The 13,707-nt window shown below is 43.7% G+C and carries 13 protein-coding genes; 7 read left to right on the forward strand and 6 right to left on the reverse strand.

The genetic code is table 11. The annotated features are described in order from the left end of the window. Window positions 1–79 precede the first annotated feature (79 nt). From BUB13_RS08535 to BUB13_RS19050, 6 genes are all read right to left on the reverse strand, one after another. Window positions 80–778, reverse strand: coding sequence for a hypothetical protein (locus BUB13_RS08535; protein ID WP_072907888.1), 699 nt, complete (start codon window positions 776–778; stop codon window positions 80–82). Next, window positions 778–3,822, reverse strand: a complete 3,045-nt coding sequence (locus BUB13_RS08540; RefSeq protein ID WP_072907890.1) for an HsdM family class I SAM-dependent methyltransferase — start codon at window positions 3,820–3,822, stop codon at window positions 778–780. Before BUB13_RS08540 ends, BUB13_RS08535 begins: the two co-directional genes overlap by 1 nt. Further along, a complete protein-coding gene (gene lexA / locus BUB13_RS08545) occupies window positions 3,819–4,460 on the reverse strand; it encodes a transcriptional repressor LexA (RefSeq protein ID WP_072907892.1) in 642 nt (213 codons plus the stop codon). The genes BUB13_RS08540 and lexA overlap by 4 nt, the downstream gene beginning before the upstream one ends. 352 nt (window positions 4,461–4,812) lie before the next feature. Beyond that, window positions 4,813–6,507 carry a hypothetical protein gene (locus tag BUB13_RS08555; RefSeq protein ID WP_072907896.1) on the reverse strand — a complete coding sequence of 565 codons (1,695 nt, stop codon included), beginning with the start codon at window positions 6,505–6,507 and terminating at the stop codon, window positions 4,813–4,815. 80 nt (window positions 6,508–6,587) lie between these two features. Beyond that, window positions 6,588–6,848, reverse strand: coding sequence for a DUF3892 domain-containing protein (locus tag BUB13_RS19515; RefSeq protein ID WP_072907898.1), 261 nt, complete (start codon window positions 6,846–6,848; stop codon window positions 6,588–6,590). Between the two features lie 27 nt (window positions 6,849–6,875). After that, window positions 6,876–7,049 (reverse strand): hypothetical protein, encoded by a 174-nt coding sequence (locus BUB13_RS19050; RefSeq protein ID WP_167366810.1) that lies wholly within the window; start codon window positions 7,047–7,049, stop codon window positions 6,876–6,878. Between the two features lie 233 nt (window positions 7,050–7,282). Between BUB13_RS19050 and BUB13_RS08565 the strand changes: the two genes are divergently transcribed. From BUB13_RS08565 to BUB13_RS08595, 7 genes are all read left to right on the forward strand, one after another. Then, a complete protein-coding gene (locus BUB13_RS08565) occupies window positions 7,283–7,921 on the forward strand; it encodes an ATP-binding protein (protein ID WP_072907900.1) in 639 nt (212 codons plus the stop codon). After that, window positions 7,918–8,346, forward strand: coding sequence for a hypothetical protein (locus BUB13_RS08570; protein WP_072907902.1), 429 nt, complete (start codon window positions 7,918–7,920; stop codon window positions 8,344–8,346). Before BUB13_RS08565 ends, BUB13_RS08570 begins: the two co-directional genes overlap by 4 nt. Window positions 8,347–8,449: 103 nt before the next feature. Continuing rightward, window positions 8,450–9,130, forward strand: a complete 681-nt coding sequence (locus tag BUB13_RS08575; protein ID WP_161947632.1) for an ImmA/IrrE family metallo-endopeptidase — start codon at window positions 8,450–8,452, stop codon at window positions 9,128–9,130. A 53-nt stretch (window positions 9,131–9,183) separates the two neighbouring features. Beyond that, entirely contained in the window at window positions 9,184–10,620 is a 1,437-nt protein-coding gene (locus BUB13_RS08580; RefSeq protein WP_072907906.1) for a hypothetical protein, read from the forward strand. A 19-nt stretch (window positions 10,621–10,639) separates the two neighbouring features. Next, window positions 10,640–11,608 (forward strand): endonuclease/exonuclease/phosphatase family protein, encoded by a 969-nt coding sequence (locus BUB13_RS08585; RefSeq protein WP_072907908.1) that lies wholly within the window; start codon window positions 10,640–10,642, stop codon window positions 11,606–11,608. A gap of 343 nt (window positions 11,609–11,951) precedes the next feature. Beyond that, window positions 11,952–12,887, forward strand: a complete 936-nt coding sequence (locus tag BUB13_RS08590) for an RHS repeat domain-containing protein (protein WP_072907910.1) — start codon at window positions 11,952–11,954, stop codon at window positions 12,885–12,887. Continuing rightward, entirely contained in the window at window positions 12,887–13,669 is a 783-nt protein-coding gene (locus tag BUB13_RS08595) for a hypothetical protein (protein ID WP_072907912.1), read from the forward strand. Before BUB13_RS08590 ends, BUB13_RS08595 begins: the two co-directional genes overlap by 1 nt. The last annotated feature ends 38 nt before the right edge of the window (window positions 13,670–13,707 follow it).

A 13,707-nucleotide genomic window follows, 5' to 3' on the forward strand; every position in this document is an offset into this window, starting at 1 on the left:
CAACGGGTTTAGTTGCTGAGGCTTAGGTCTTATGCTCAGGGCTTAAAAAGATCTGGCAATAGGTTTTGCTTGATTTCGTTCAAATTTGCAGCCAGAGGTGCAAAACCTCTATCTGGCTGGCAGAGCCAGAATCTCCTGGCCACTCAAATTCCCTTCTGTGATTTGAACTGTAGATTGAAAGCTTAGGTACAGGAGAGTGGCGAATTGTTTTCAGATTGATACTTTCATTATTTCCATCAAGTGCTGAAGCGAGATGCTTGAATGAGTAAGGCTTTTTTACATATCCAACCATTAGCGCATTTTGCATGGCCCAAGCATAATCACCATTCACGAACCGAATCAGACCCTTTTTGCAGTAGCACGAAAAAGCCGTATGTTTACTATCGACGGGCTTGCACTCAACAAAAAGCCCATCCTGGTCACTTAAGATTGCTAGCTGATCCCGTCTTAAATCAAAATGGATATCCGGCATTTTGTCGGGGTGCTTCTTGTTGTAATTTGAAATTTTAGGTTCGCGGGTTACCCTGCCAAAGAGGGCACAGTTAAATCCATCGACAGTTCCGTTTTTCCTTAGGACCCTTTCAATGATTTCATCAACTAGTATCTGAGTAATGGTGTCTTCATCAGCGGTTTCTAGGTCAAAACCAGAAGGTGGATTTTCCTTGAGGGCCTGCCAAGCTTTTTGGATTACCCTGCAAAGAAGAAGAAGAGTGCGTGGGGAGATTTTAGGGTGTGGCAGCTCAAAATCAACCCCACATGTAAAAAAGCCTACCTGCATCAGTTTGCACCGATTGGGAATGTGCTGAAATGGTGGCGCTGAATATCCATGGCACATATTCTGGCCCGGCTCAATGTCCAATATCGATACTGCCCTATAACTCCAACTAGCAGACCTCCATCCCCACTGACAATGACTCTGCTGCAGCCAGTTCTGTTCGCCTCTTTGGAAATCTGCAAAAGAAGTTGCTTTTGGGTTTCAGCACCTAAGTTGCTGGGGGTAGATGATGACACGATAGAAAAAAAATGCCATGGTGATGTGGGGTTTGGACGCCCCACCCTTGCTTCTTTGACGGTTACTGTCTCATCAGTAATGCTAAAAAATGGGGCTAATAGATTCTGCAACTCAGAATAGAAAATTTCACGCTCAGCCTGTGTTGGATTGCTGTTAGCGCGCCTCCGATGCTCTTTGAACGGTGGAGCAGTTTCAAGGGTGTCTCTTACAGTCTGCCGATCATATTCATCCAAACCATAGAGCTCAAAAATAAATTTATTGATCTCCTCCCATGGCTTATTTTTTGCGGTTTCAAGTCGTTGGGACAATTCAATTGCCCGCTTTTTTTGTTGTCGAGATAATATGTCAATTGGAGGAAATGGAAATTTTTCTACATTTTGCTTTAGAAAAGTTCTTCTCTCCACTCCCATCCTAGAGCTAGTCATTAATACATTGTGCCTAAATAATTCTGAATGAGTAATCAGATGGAGGAGCGATATTGGGGTAATGTCAGAAGATTTATGGGTCGAAAAACCATAAAAAGACTGATTGAAAACAGTGGCTTCATGAAGTACATAAGATTTAGGAATAGAAAGAGAATCGCCAGGGGCTTGGGGCACAATAAGTAGTGGAGGAGTGTATAGCTCTATCTGTCTTGGTCTTTGGGCTTCTGAATAATTGAACTTGGGCAGTAATTGAGTGTCAACAGAAAATTCATTGTTCGCTGGCCTAGAAAAATCCGGTAGCCCGAGCATGAATGACGCATCTTTTTGCTTTAAGCTTGGAGAAAGATTATATCCTAAGCCAGAGTAGAATTTTTTACTATTCCAGTATGTTTCAACATTAGGCCAGTCCAAACTATCAAGCTTACGGCACACTTCCAGATCAAGAGTAGAGCCAATCGACAACGCCTTTAATAGGCGAGAGTCTTTAATGGTGTCAGAATTAGGTATTGGTCTAGCGGATTGATAATCAATACGAATACGCCCCTTGCTGTTCAGCTTTTCCTCAAAAGAAGGCGTGACAAAATGAAAATGGTGATTTGCTTTGGGTACATTGTTTCGTGCGAAAAAAAGCATGAACGCTTGCCCCATCTTGGGCCATACTTTTGTGTCGGATAGATTAGACCCGTTCAAGATCCCCATAATCTCAATCCCCTGCAAAATCGCTTTGAATGCAATGCTGCCAGCCTCTGACTGCTTTAGGAATATTCGTCCAGGGAGGACCATGGCGATAATGCCCCCCGGTTTAACCCACTGTGTGGATTTCCATAAAAAAGGCAGGTCAGGGTTGTTGTCAGGGTTGCTGTATGTTTTTGCGATATCCTCAAGTCCGCGATTAGTCAAGATCTGACGTGTCAATTTCGTAAAAGCTGCATTGTGGAGCCTGATTGTTTCCTTGTCTTCTTCATTGTCTCTTTTCAATCTGCTCCAGGGAGGATTGCCGATAACCATGTCAAAGGAGGCATCAAAGGCCTCTGCAATGTCGGGCCGTAAACTACCAAAAATAAAACCTTTTTCGTTTTTTTCTTCTGGCTTCCTGTGGTTGTACAGCGCAATGTTTTTAAGAGGTTTGGGAAATTTCAAGCTTTTAGGTGGCCGCGTTGTGCCATTTAGTTCAATTGCTGTTATATAGAGAGACAGCGCCGCTAGGCGCAGAGCAGACTCACTTACATCAAAGCCGCAGATTTGTTCATATAAGATGGACTGAATTACTTTGGTGTTGGGTCTTTTCCCATCCCGCTTCCAGCGAGCAGCTACGAGCTTTCTAAAGGCAAGAACAAGAAAAATTCCGGCGCCGCAGCTCGGGTCGAGGATTCGCATTTCTTTTTTGTTAGTAGCTCCTGCAAAGGCATCGTCCACTAAATATTGAGCAATATTTTTGGGGGTGTAATAAACACTTGTTTGTTCCGCCTGTTGCGAATCCCAGACTCGACTGAAATCTTCATATACTTGGCTTAGTACGCCAATGGGAATGTGGGCAAAGTCAAGATCACCCCAGTCAATAGTTAATTGAAAAGTTTCATCCCCTACATGCTCCCACCCTTCCATAATCGCTTGGAGGTGGTCGTAGATTCTACCGTTGGTTTGCGACTCTGCCTGTTTAAATACCGAAGCATAATCAGCAGAAAGAGGAAGGAGGTCTCCATTAAAGGTTTCATCAAGCCACTGACAAGTCGCTATAGAGTTTGCGTTGTCAAGAAAACATTCCCTCAGAGATTTTGCGCCTGGGCATAGCGAGTGGAGCTCATTCGACTGAATGATTTCTCGATCCCACAGAAAACGCAAAAATAGTGCACGGCCAAGGAATGAAAGAACATCCAGAGGGTTAAGGTTGTGTTTTTCAATAAGAACTTTTGACGAATTACTCAATAGATTATGGATTGTGTCAAAAACATAGTCGGAATCCTCAGGTTGTCCCTCCATGGTGAAAGCACCACTTACTATGCTTTGGAAAAACAATGGTGCAGCTACAGACTCTTGGGCTATTGTTCTTTTGTGCCTTTTCTCCAATACAGAACAATCCAAAGTTATCGGATATACACTTAGCTCACCTGGCCGTAGAATTCCAAGATAAGCTCCCTCTCCTCGGTTTGCTAAAAGCCGTTGAAGATCAAGTACTTGCTGGTCACCGCAGCCCTGCGCTTGGTTCTCGGAAACAATATAAAGCAAAGGGCGAGACTGAAATTCTGCTATCGCATCAACCTTTAGTTTTTCGCCGCTTTGCAGTTTCAGCAGGTCGAGATAGTCCAAATGCTTGGGAGATGGTTTGTCGTCAAGCAGCAAGACGTCATGACAGCCGAAAGCTTTTACACTGTTTGCAATATTCATGAGTAATACCGCTTTCTTTCAGCCCGAATAATACCTTGATAGCGCCCAAGGATACAGATGGCCGACCTACTTTCGTTAGTATACTTGAGATCATCAAAGGTAGGGTTTTCTGATTTGAGAACAAGGGAGTTCGCCGATGTATAAACACGCTTCAGGGTAGCTTCCTGATCAATAAGTACAGCTGCGATTTCACCATTCTCAACCTGAGATTGTTTTTGGATAACTGCGATATCATCGTTCCTAATGCCAACCCCTGCCATGCTGTCACCAGACACCCTAAGAGCAAACAGATCTCCGTCACCAAATATGGAGGGAGGAATTGGCAGGCAGTCCTCAAAGTTTTCCTCAGCCCATATTGGTACACCGGCCGCAATATGTCCGAGCAGCGGAATAGAATTGTCACCCTGCTGATGGTTTATCAATGGCGGCGTTGTTAATTGTATCCCCCGAGCTTTCCCGCTGCTTAAATGGATGTAGCCTTTTCTTTCGATTAGCAGTAGATGGCTACGTACAGCATTCAAACTACCAAACTGGAAATGTTCGCGTATCTCCGCCTGAGAAGGTGGGTACCCATTGCTCTTCAGCCAATCTGCTATGAAGTTATAGATTCGAGATTGCTTGCTTGTCAGGCTTTTCACGACGCTCTCGTGTTTTATTTAATACTGATAAAATATCCACTAGTATAATAAACACTGCTTGAAAAAGCAGTATAAAAGTGTGGCAGAATGCATATTTTCTTTTTCTTCTGCCTAAAGGCCGCGGAGACAACAAATGGGCTCGGTATCGGCAGAAAGGTGCTTGTCGCACAAACTCAACAAGCAAAGGTTGTCCTGGGTTCTGTATGAAGAGCATGATCACCAGCAAAGCAGTTCAAGCCTCCTTGAACTATTTAGCCATTGACCTCTTTGGTGCCTTGGCCGAAATACACAAAAGCCAAGGGGCAATCCATCTCGCCTCGGATCGAAACATGGTGGGAGCAACGTCCAGAAACTAATTTATAGGCCTCACGGGTGTTGCGGTGTGGAGCTTTTTGAGTAGACCCAGTCGCCATTTCTCTTTTGCCTTCTCAGCGTTTTCTTTAGGGTGGTTTTGACAGAAGAGCCTAATGCTGGACTGTTTGAGTTCTTCTTTTTGCGTTTCCAATGAGAGCCCAAAAACATAGTCTCGCACACAGATTTCAGCTGAATGCACCGAGATCTTATGGCCAGAAATCAAGACTCGTGTTGAACACCTAGCATTCCCAATTCCTGCTTGGTCAATCTCAACGATACAAACATGCCACTTTCGGGAGGTGAAAGAGATGTACGCACATTGTCTCCTGCTTGCTGCTGTTTTGTCATAACTTTCTTTAAGAGACAATTTGTCCCTGCCCTCATGTTTCAGGGGAGCCACTGACCGCACGACAGAAAAGTTTTGAATTTCCGCAACGATCTTTTCCCCGTTCACATTTACATAGTGAGGCTGGTCTCGTAAGGCAGTGATCATTTCAACAAACAAGTCGATAGAAAATTCGAATTTTTCTTGATCTTCTTCATCCTGATTTTGGATGTGCCCTTGTGCAACCATGGCGTCGCTCGGTTCGCAAGATTGAGCACTTAAATCTGCCTGGGCGATAGAGGTAAGCGGTTCGGGTGTGGGCTGCTCGGTTTCAGGTTCATTTGGAGTTGGGGTATGGATAATCTCTATGGTGTTGAGGTTGTTATTTTCGGCAATCGAACTATTTGCTAATAAATGCCTGAGGAGGCCGGAAGACGGAGCTTGGCGTGTCATTTTTCCGCTATGCTCAACCTGTGAAGCAGGGAATGTCCTTCTCCCTGTGCCTGTCTCTATTTTTTCTTGACTAGGATAGAGCACTTCAAGAGAGCTAAAAGGGTAAAGGCTCCCCTCTTTCTCAATTTGGAAAACTATAAAAGCTTGTCTCCCATCATCGTCTTTTCCATAAACTCCACGTGCAGTTACTGGGATAGCTTGCTGGACAGGTAAATCTACAAGTATTCGACTGTATGAATTTTTGCTGGTTGCGTAATGGTGATTAGCGCATACGTTTAGTCGATCAAAAGAAAATGGGTCCAATAAGAACCTAGCAATGTCCTGAGCATCTTTTTGGTTGGCTCGTGACGTCAGGTGAATCTCAGCATGCCCTTTCACCTGGTCGAGTGTGCATGAACGGCTTAGGGCCCGTACTCTCCTTGCTAAAATAGCTTCTCTGAGTGAGGTTGACTTGAAGTAATAAGTCGATGCAATGACGAAACATGGAATAATGATTTTGGTTGCACCAACCTGTTGAGAAAAACAAAGTTGTTTCCGGCAGACATTTGAATAAGTCTGAAAGTATTTGTTGAGATGCAGTGGATAGTCTTGATCGGTAAAAAGGGCTTCTGCTTCAGTAAATGTGTTTTGCTCCGTGGACTCGATAGTGAAATTCACAGAACTACCATCAGGTTTTCTGGGCAGCTTTTTCCCATTCCGAAAATAAGTCCCAACAGTACAGTAGGAAAGGAGTTCCGGGGGGATGGAGTCAACCAAGATGTAATTGGTTCGGATGTTTTGAAAAACCAGATTGATATAAGTTTTAGAAGAGCCTGAGAAAAGATCCAGAACCCAAACCAGTCGAAACACATACCCTTTGTTGCTGGAGTCACGCATTTTGGGGAGGATCGATATTTGATCAAGGTCGCTTATCACTCAAATAAACCTGTTGATGGTCTAGATCGGTTAAGTTTGCCTGGTATCTGGGACGATACCAGGCAAACTGTAATCAGGAGTTAACAGTCTGGAAGGTCATCCAGGTTGTTTTTGGTTGTGGAATCTCGGTCGGTTCGGAGATATTTCCCTGTTGGCCCGTTTACGACATGGATCTCTGTCCGTTTCTCGGGCCATTGAACATAATATGTGTGTAGCTTGCTTTCGATGTCGCGGATTACATCATTCTTTGCTCTGGGACTCCATGGGGTTCCTGGATTACAGAGCGCAAGGATGATGCCAACACGATCTTTGCGGGTATGGGTTACTCGTCTGTCTGCCATTTCATAATCCTTTCTGTTGTCGTTGATCTACTTTTCTTTGCGAACGCCTTTGAAGGGTCTGTTGTCCGCTTTTTGGTCCATAAATTTTCCGGTTTCACTGTCACGCTTGACCCATCGCCCATTTTGCGGGTTGTAGGTTTGAGACCGGCCACGCACTGCCCCAATACGATGTCCGTCTCCAATTGGAGGGTTTTTTGCCATTTTTTAATCTCCTTTCAAGAAAGTAATGTTATTTTTTAGTGCCGGGCTGGTTTCCAGATTTGCCACGGAATACATATTTTTTTGAAACAGCCTGAATACCATCGGTGGTAATTGACCTAAGTTGTGATTTTTGCCAAGCTGTCTCTAATTTCAATTGCCGACCTCATGCAAAAAATATCCGTGGAAGGCAATTTTTTCTGTTTGAACGGCATTAAAAAGGGAGAAGGGGGTTCATGGCTGAGATTTCAGATGAAGCTTTAGAATTGCTTAGCGAGCATTCTTGGGATGAAACTATTCCTCGACTTGCTCATTATGCACTTTGGAAGCTTAAGAAGCGCTATTGGCTTGGAGTTTTGGGGGGACCGACGCCAGCTGGTATTGAAGCTAAAGATATCGTTATGAAAAGCATAGAAAAAGTACTCAATGGAAAGAGGGTTTGGGACCCACAGGGACAGCCAGACCTTTTTTTGTTTTTAAAGGGTGTTGTGGATAGTGAGATCAGTCACCTCGTTCAAGGCTGGGAGAACACTCATGTCTTAAGGGACGCCGTTTTGTCAGGCCGTTCTGCTGATGAAGAAAATCAGACAGGTTTTTGGGAGACTGTCCCCGATCCGGGTTTAGATGCAGAGACTGAGATAATCGACAAGGAGCTAGAGAGGCAAAGTGAAAAATTTTTCTGGGATTTTTATGAGTATCTAGAAGAGACACCGAAGCTACAAAAAATTCTTGAAAGCATTTCTGAGGGGAATATCAAGCGAGCTGAAATAGCAAAAGATGTTGGGATCAAAGTGAAAGAGTTCGATAACCTCAAAAAGCAACTGCAGCGACGCTTAAAGTTGTTTCAAGAGAAGACTTCAGGAGGGACGCAATGAGTACTGGAACCCCTGAAAAATATACGGATATTCTTAGATTCCTTCATGGCCTGCTGGAAGGTGAAGGAGCAGAATATAAGGAGCCTTCTCCCGATCAAATAAGTAAAGATTTGCATAAGGAAGGCATAGATGTGTCTTCAATGATTTCAGATGTAAATCAGATGATTGGGAAAAAGAGAACTGAGAAAAGGTTGAATGCGGCTAACGCTAAGAGAATTGCTTTGAGCCGCCTAACTGAATTGCGGGACAGCCCAGATAAGAGTGGAGTTAAAGAAAAGCTGATCTCAATATTTAGAGATTTAAATAGCTCTCAGCCACAACTCGCCTCTGCCTATTTTAGAAAGCTAGAAGAGACCAACGAAGAGGATATGTTTGCAATGCTGGAGGATTTACTATTGCTTGAAGAAGATGATGAACAAGAATAGCCCCCCAAAAGCAAATGAGATGAGAGCTCGGCGGTCTGCAAATGACTTAATAAAGCATTATGCAATCTCGTCACCCTGTGAAATACGGCTTGAAGATATTGCTATGGACCGGAAGGTTTTTGTCAGGGAGGGAGAGCTTAAAAATACAGATGCCTATTTGCTTAGGAAGGGGAACAAAGGAATTATCAGAGTTAGAGACAGTATCCCGGAGGTTGGGAGGAAGCGTTTTGCAATAGCGCATGAACTTGGGCACTGGGAAATGCATGAAAATGATACTCAGCTCAATTTTTGTACAGAAGAAAATCTTTCCGACTATCAAGGTAGTCCGATGGAGGTAGAAGCAAACATTTTTGCTTCAGAACTGCTTGTTCCGACACTCGTTGCAAGGACTATTTTGGGTTCCGTTTCCCCGTCTATCGCGGCCGCAAGAGAAATTGCGAACACATTTACTATTTCTTTGACTGCAGCTGCTATTCGGCTTGTGCAGTTATCAAGAGAGGACTGCATGGCGGTTTTTTCCTCTGGTGGAATTGTGAAGTGGTGGCGCAAAGGAAAAGAGTTTTCCGACCTTCCGGGAATCTCCAAGAATCATATTTTGCACCCTGAAAGCGAAGCAAGCGAAATATTGTGTGGCAGGAAACCGTCACCCAAAATGGTTAGAGTGCCAAATGAAACCTGGTTTCCTTGGGCAAAAAATAGGACGGAGTTTGAGGTTTATGAAGAGTCGATCCAACTTGGTCGCTATTCAACCATTCTTACGATTCTCTGGATAATTTCGGACTGAAAATATTTTCGCCGTAAGGCGAATTGTATCTGCATAAGATAAAGGTGGGGGAAATGGATACAGGAAGTCTTTTTGCTTTTGGCGGAATTTTAGTAGCAGTTTTTGCGATAGCAAACCCTGTGCAAAGATTTTCCTTTCGCATGTTTGTGTCTGCTGAAGAGCTTTTTCAATGTTTTCTTCTGACTTTTGTCCTTATTCAACTCCCTGAGTTTGCTGAACTTGTCATGAAGAAATCGATCCCCGCAGCAGGGCAATGGGGGATTGATATAGCGTCCTTTTTAGTTCCTGTGGTAGCAGTTTTTTGTTGGCTTGAACGCTGGTGGAAGGCTGAGCTTTCGACTGAAAACGAAAAACTTTTGCCGGAATTGATACAGGTGGGCCTCAGGGAAGGCATGATGGATGAGATCGGGAGGGTGTTGTCGAGAAATAAAAGTAATTTTAAGTTGATGACTGCTGATACTGTGCGATCAATTTTTGACCCAAAGGTTGTTCAGCGTCTTACCAGATCGAATTCCTATATTCATTTGGAACTCTTATCGCAGGATGAATTTTTAACGACAATTCAAGATGTTTTTGGGCCTACCGATATAGTGATCCGTGATTGTATCAACTCGCAAGAGTCCCCTCTTAGGTCTGTGATAATAAGGAGTTATGGTGGGTATGAAAATCACAAGATACAAGAGTGGGAATCAGGGCTCATGCAGAAAACTGTACTGTGCCCACAGTGGTACCTTAAGGTTAGGTGTGACTATCCCCTTCTTTTTAGTGCTACGGAAGCAATTGGCTCAGGGGAATTTGATGACCGCTATAATTTGTCCAGTGATAGATACGCTTCCGACCAAGGAATAAGTCCACGAATTAATTGCCCAGTTTATTTGTCGGTTAAGGCTCAGGTTCTAGCCATTGAGAGTGGGATCTCAGAGGGTGTCGATGGCGATTATTTTGTTGATAATTTCATGCACATGTTTAGGGATATCAGGTGCAAGTCTAGGGGCCTCGACAGTGTATGGGACAATCCAAGATACAATCTGGAGTTTCCATCTGTATTTTCATTTCTACTGTATGAAATCCTGAAAGATATGCAGTTTTTGCTTGCTTCAATTTTGCGGAGAGCTTGCGATGAGCAAGAACTTGGCATGCCATTACTCACTGGAAAAATAGCTTCAATTTGGGTTGCTTGTGTTGTGGACCTCGCACGCACAAAGGGGCATGTCAGTGATGGCTTTGTCTTGACCGCAGTGAATGCGTATATGGTTTTTGTTTTGCAATTGAAGCATGCTCCAAGAGAGCTTCTTTTTAAAAGGAACTTGAGTGGAAATGCGATAAACAGTGCTCTCAATCGTTTGACTTCAGAAATGAGAAATGCCTGTAAATATAGTCAGAATGAAAATTTAGGTACCGCTATTCAGATTGCATTTGATCAGCTTGATACTGGTAAAGAATATGTGTTTAAACAAAAAGATTGGTTTGCTGAGCAGCTGGAGCTTTAAATTAGGTCAAGGTGTCCGTATGAAAGTGTTTGTCCAGAGTTTCTTTGTTGTCCTAATGGTTATGCTGCCATCCTTTTCTTTTGGTCTCGACACTATATCGATCTGCTCATTCAATATTCAGTTTCTTGGCAATTCCAAAGAGCGCCACAATTCTGCTCTCGCAGAACTTGTTAAAAACCACGATATTGTTGTTGTGCAGGAGTTAGTTGCTCCGCCCTATCCTGGTATCTACCCAGATGGAGAACCATATAAAGCTGACATCGAAGCTGCTCGGTTTTTTGATGAAATGAAATCCAGAGGTTTTGAGTATGTCCTCTCTGAGGAAGATACGGGTACCGGATCAAAAATTCACAAGAACAGTTCTGCGACAGAGTGGTGGGTGGCGTTTTACAAACCAAAGGTGGTTGAGGTAGCGAACGATCTGCCTCACGGCTTCATCGATGGTGAGCATGCAGACAATCCAAACTTTGAGCGGGTACCCTATGCTTTTGCATTTCGAACCAAAGAGGGTGGCCTGGATTTTGTACTGATTTCCGTCCACCTCCAGCCCAACTCAGGGCAGCGGTATGAACTTCGCCGGTTGCATGAGCTGGATGCGATTGCCAGATGGATCGATCTGAAAGATAGGACTGAAAAAGATTTCATCATTTTGGGAGACATGAATATTCAGGATTGTGACGAACTACGAAGTGCGATGCCGCAAGGGTTTGCCTCGCTGAATGATGACTGCTTGGCAACCAATACGAATATCAAAAAAGCTAAACCATACGACCATGTAATGTATCGGCCTGAATATACCGAGGCTGATATTGATTTGGACTATCGATTTGAGGTGGTCAATCTGGTTGAAGAGATGCGTGATGGGTGGAATGAATTGAAATGGGGCCCCTACCCTGGAACCCCATATCACCACAACGGTTTCAAGAAGTATTTTTCCGACCATAATCCTGTTGTTTTTCGAATGGTAAATAATAGAGATACAGATTGAGTTTTTACAGCCCTGAATTAAGTATGATGTAAGATAAACAGAATTTTCTCGCCCCACATGCAACCGCCTATTTAGGCACGTTTTACTCTACTTTTTAGAGGGGCTACCGCCCTTCTTTTGGTCCCGCAAAAATTTTTTATTGACAAAGCACTGTGATTTTATAGGATACCTGAGATTTTAATGAGTTTCGGAGGGCTGTGCATGGTGGGGGGAGATTGTACTATTTTTTCAGAAGCTTGTGTTTGTACGGGTGAAAACCTGAAACAGACGCAGGCTTTTTGTGTTTGTAGCGGCTCCCTGCAGGGGAGCTGCTTTTGTTTAGTTTTTTAAAGGAGGGGTTGTGATGATGTTTATGCAAGGCTGTTTGCGGGCTGTTGCTCTTGTACTTCTGATGGTGTTTCCGCTGCAAGCTGCTGAAGTTGTAACTTTTTATCATGTGGATCCGGTCGGAACGCCGCTGGTTATTACTGATGCCAGTGGGCAAAAGGTGTGGGAAGCGGATTACAAGCCGTTCGGCGAAGAATATCGTACCCAAGGCACACAGGAGAACAGCAGGCGCTTTGTTGGTAAGGAAAGAGATGCTGAGACTGGACTCGATTATTTCGGGGCGCGTTATATGGCAACCTTTAGCGGTCGTTTTCTGGCGGTCGATGCCGTAAGGGTTGTAGGAGAAAACTCGGGAGCTGTCAACAGTGTATTGCTAAATAACCCCCAGCGGCTAAATGTTTATTCGTATTCGTTGAATAATCCCTACCGTTTCTTGGACCCTGACGGCAATTATGTGGAGTCTGCTTGGGACGCCGCAAGTTTGGCCGCTGGTGTTTATTCAATATCGCAATGGAATAAAAGTACTTCCTTTGGCGATATGTTTATGGATGTCGCTGGGGTGGCTGTGGATGGTTTGGCTTTGGCTTTGCCAATTCCAGGTGGTGCAGGTTTAGCACTTAAGGCAGGTAGAGGCTTAGGACAATTGTCCCATGCAGGGAAGTACGGTGTCAAGTCTTATGGGGAGCTAAGAAAGGCAATAAAAGGGACGGGTTTAGAGGCTCACCACTTAATTGAAAAGCGTTTTGCAAGAGTGCTGGGGACAGCGCCTGGAGATATGGCCTCTGTAGCAGTGACAAGGGCGGAACACCAAGTGTTTACTAACGCTTGGAGGAAGGCAATTCCATATGGAGAAGGCACTGCAGCAGCGACTAAAGATCAAATAATGTCTGCTGCAACTCAAATATATAAAAATCACCCCAAGCTGTTAGATGCGATCAAGAAGGAGAAATGATGAAAATCATTCATAGAATCTCTCTTACTGTGACCCCCGAAATTCAAAAAGAACTTAAAAAGATGAATATCGATGTGGAGCAGGGATTTGATGCCTTTGAAATAGATGAGACGAATTCATGCTGGTTAGATTTAGAGGAGAAAGTCGAGAGTTGGAAGGCCGTTGATACTGTTAGCACTAAGTTTACTAAAGAAGAAATGGCAGGAGCCAAATGGCTGCGGATGATTTCTGAATGGCACCATGGCTACCCCCAGCCTAACGAGAATGAGTTTGGTTATTTGAAAGTTACCTACGACTCAGAGAAAATGTGTGAAAAGTGTGGGATAGGTGCTTTTCAAAAGTCACCTTTTGTTTTTAAGAAAGATCCAACCTGGGGGAAGAGAAGTATTCTTCAGGTCAACTGGGTCTTTGATGAGTTTTTTGCTAAGCCAGAACTGTGGGATGAAATATTTAAAGAGTTTGGGGTTGGGCATAGAGAAGTCTTTGACCGTAATAACAAGAAGCTTAGCTCTGTTTTACAGTTAGAAATAAAGGATAAGATAGATATAAGGATTGATAATGGCGGGGAGATTTGCTGCCAGTGTGGACAGCTTAGACTCCCTCCGACAATTAAAGGTTTTTTCCCCGCAGCCTGTGGCGATTTTGACACCCACATAGCAAAAACAAATATTTATTTTGGAAGCGGTGCAAGCTCATATAGGGCTGTTGTTGTGTCCTCTGATCTCTACAAAGCAATTAGCTCAAAAAAAGTAAAGGGTGTAAAGTTTCATCCATTAGGCTGATTTTTATTCAACTATTTTATTTTTTATAGCTTCTTTAG

The sequence above is a fragment of the Malonomonas rubra DSM 5091 genome, from assembly GCF_900142125.1.
Lineage (GTDB): Bacteria > Desulfobacterota > Desulfuromonadia > Desulfuromonadales > Geopsychrobacteraceae > Malonomonas > Malonomonas rubra.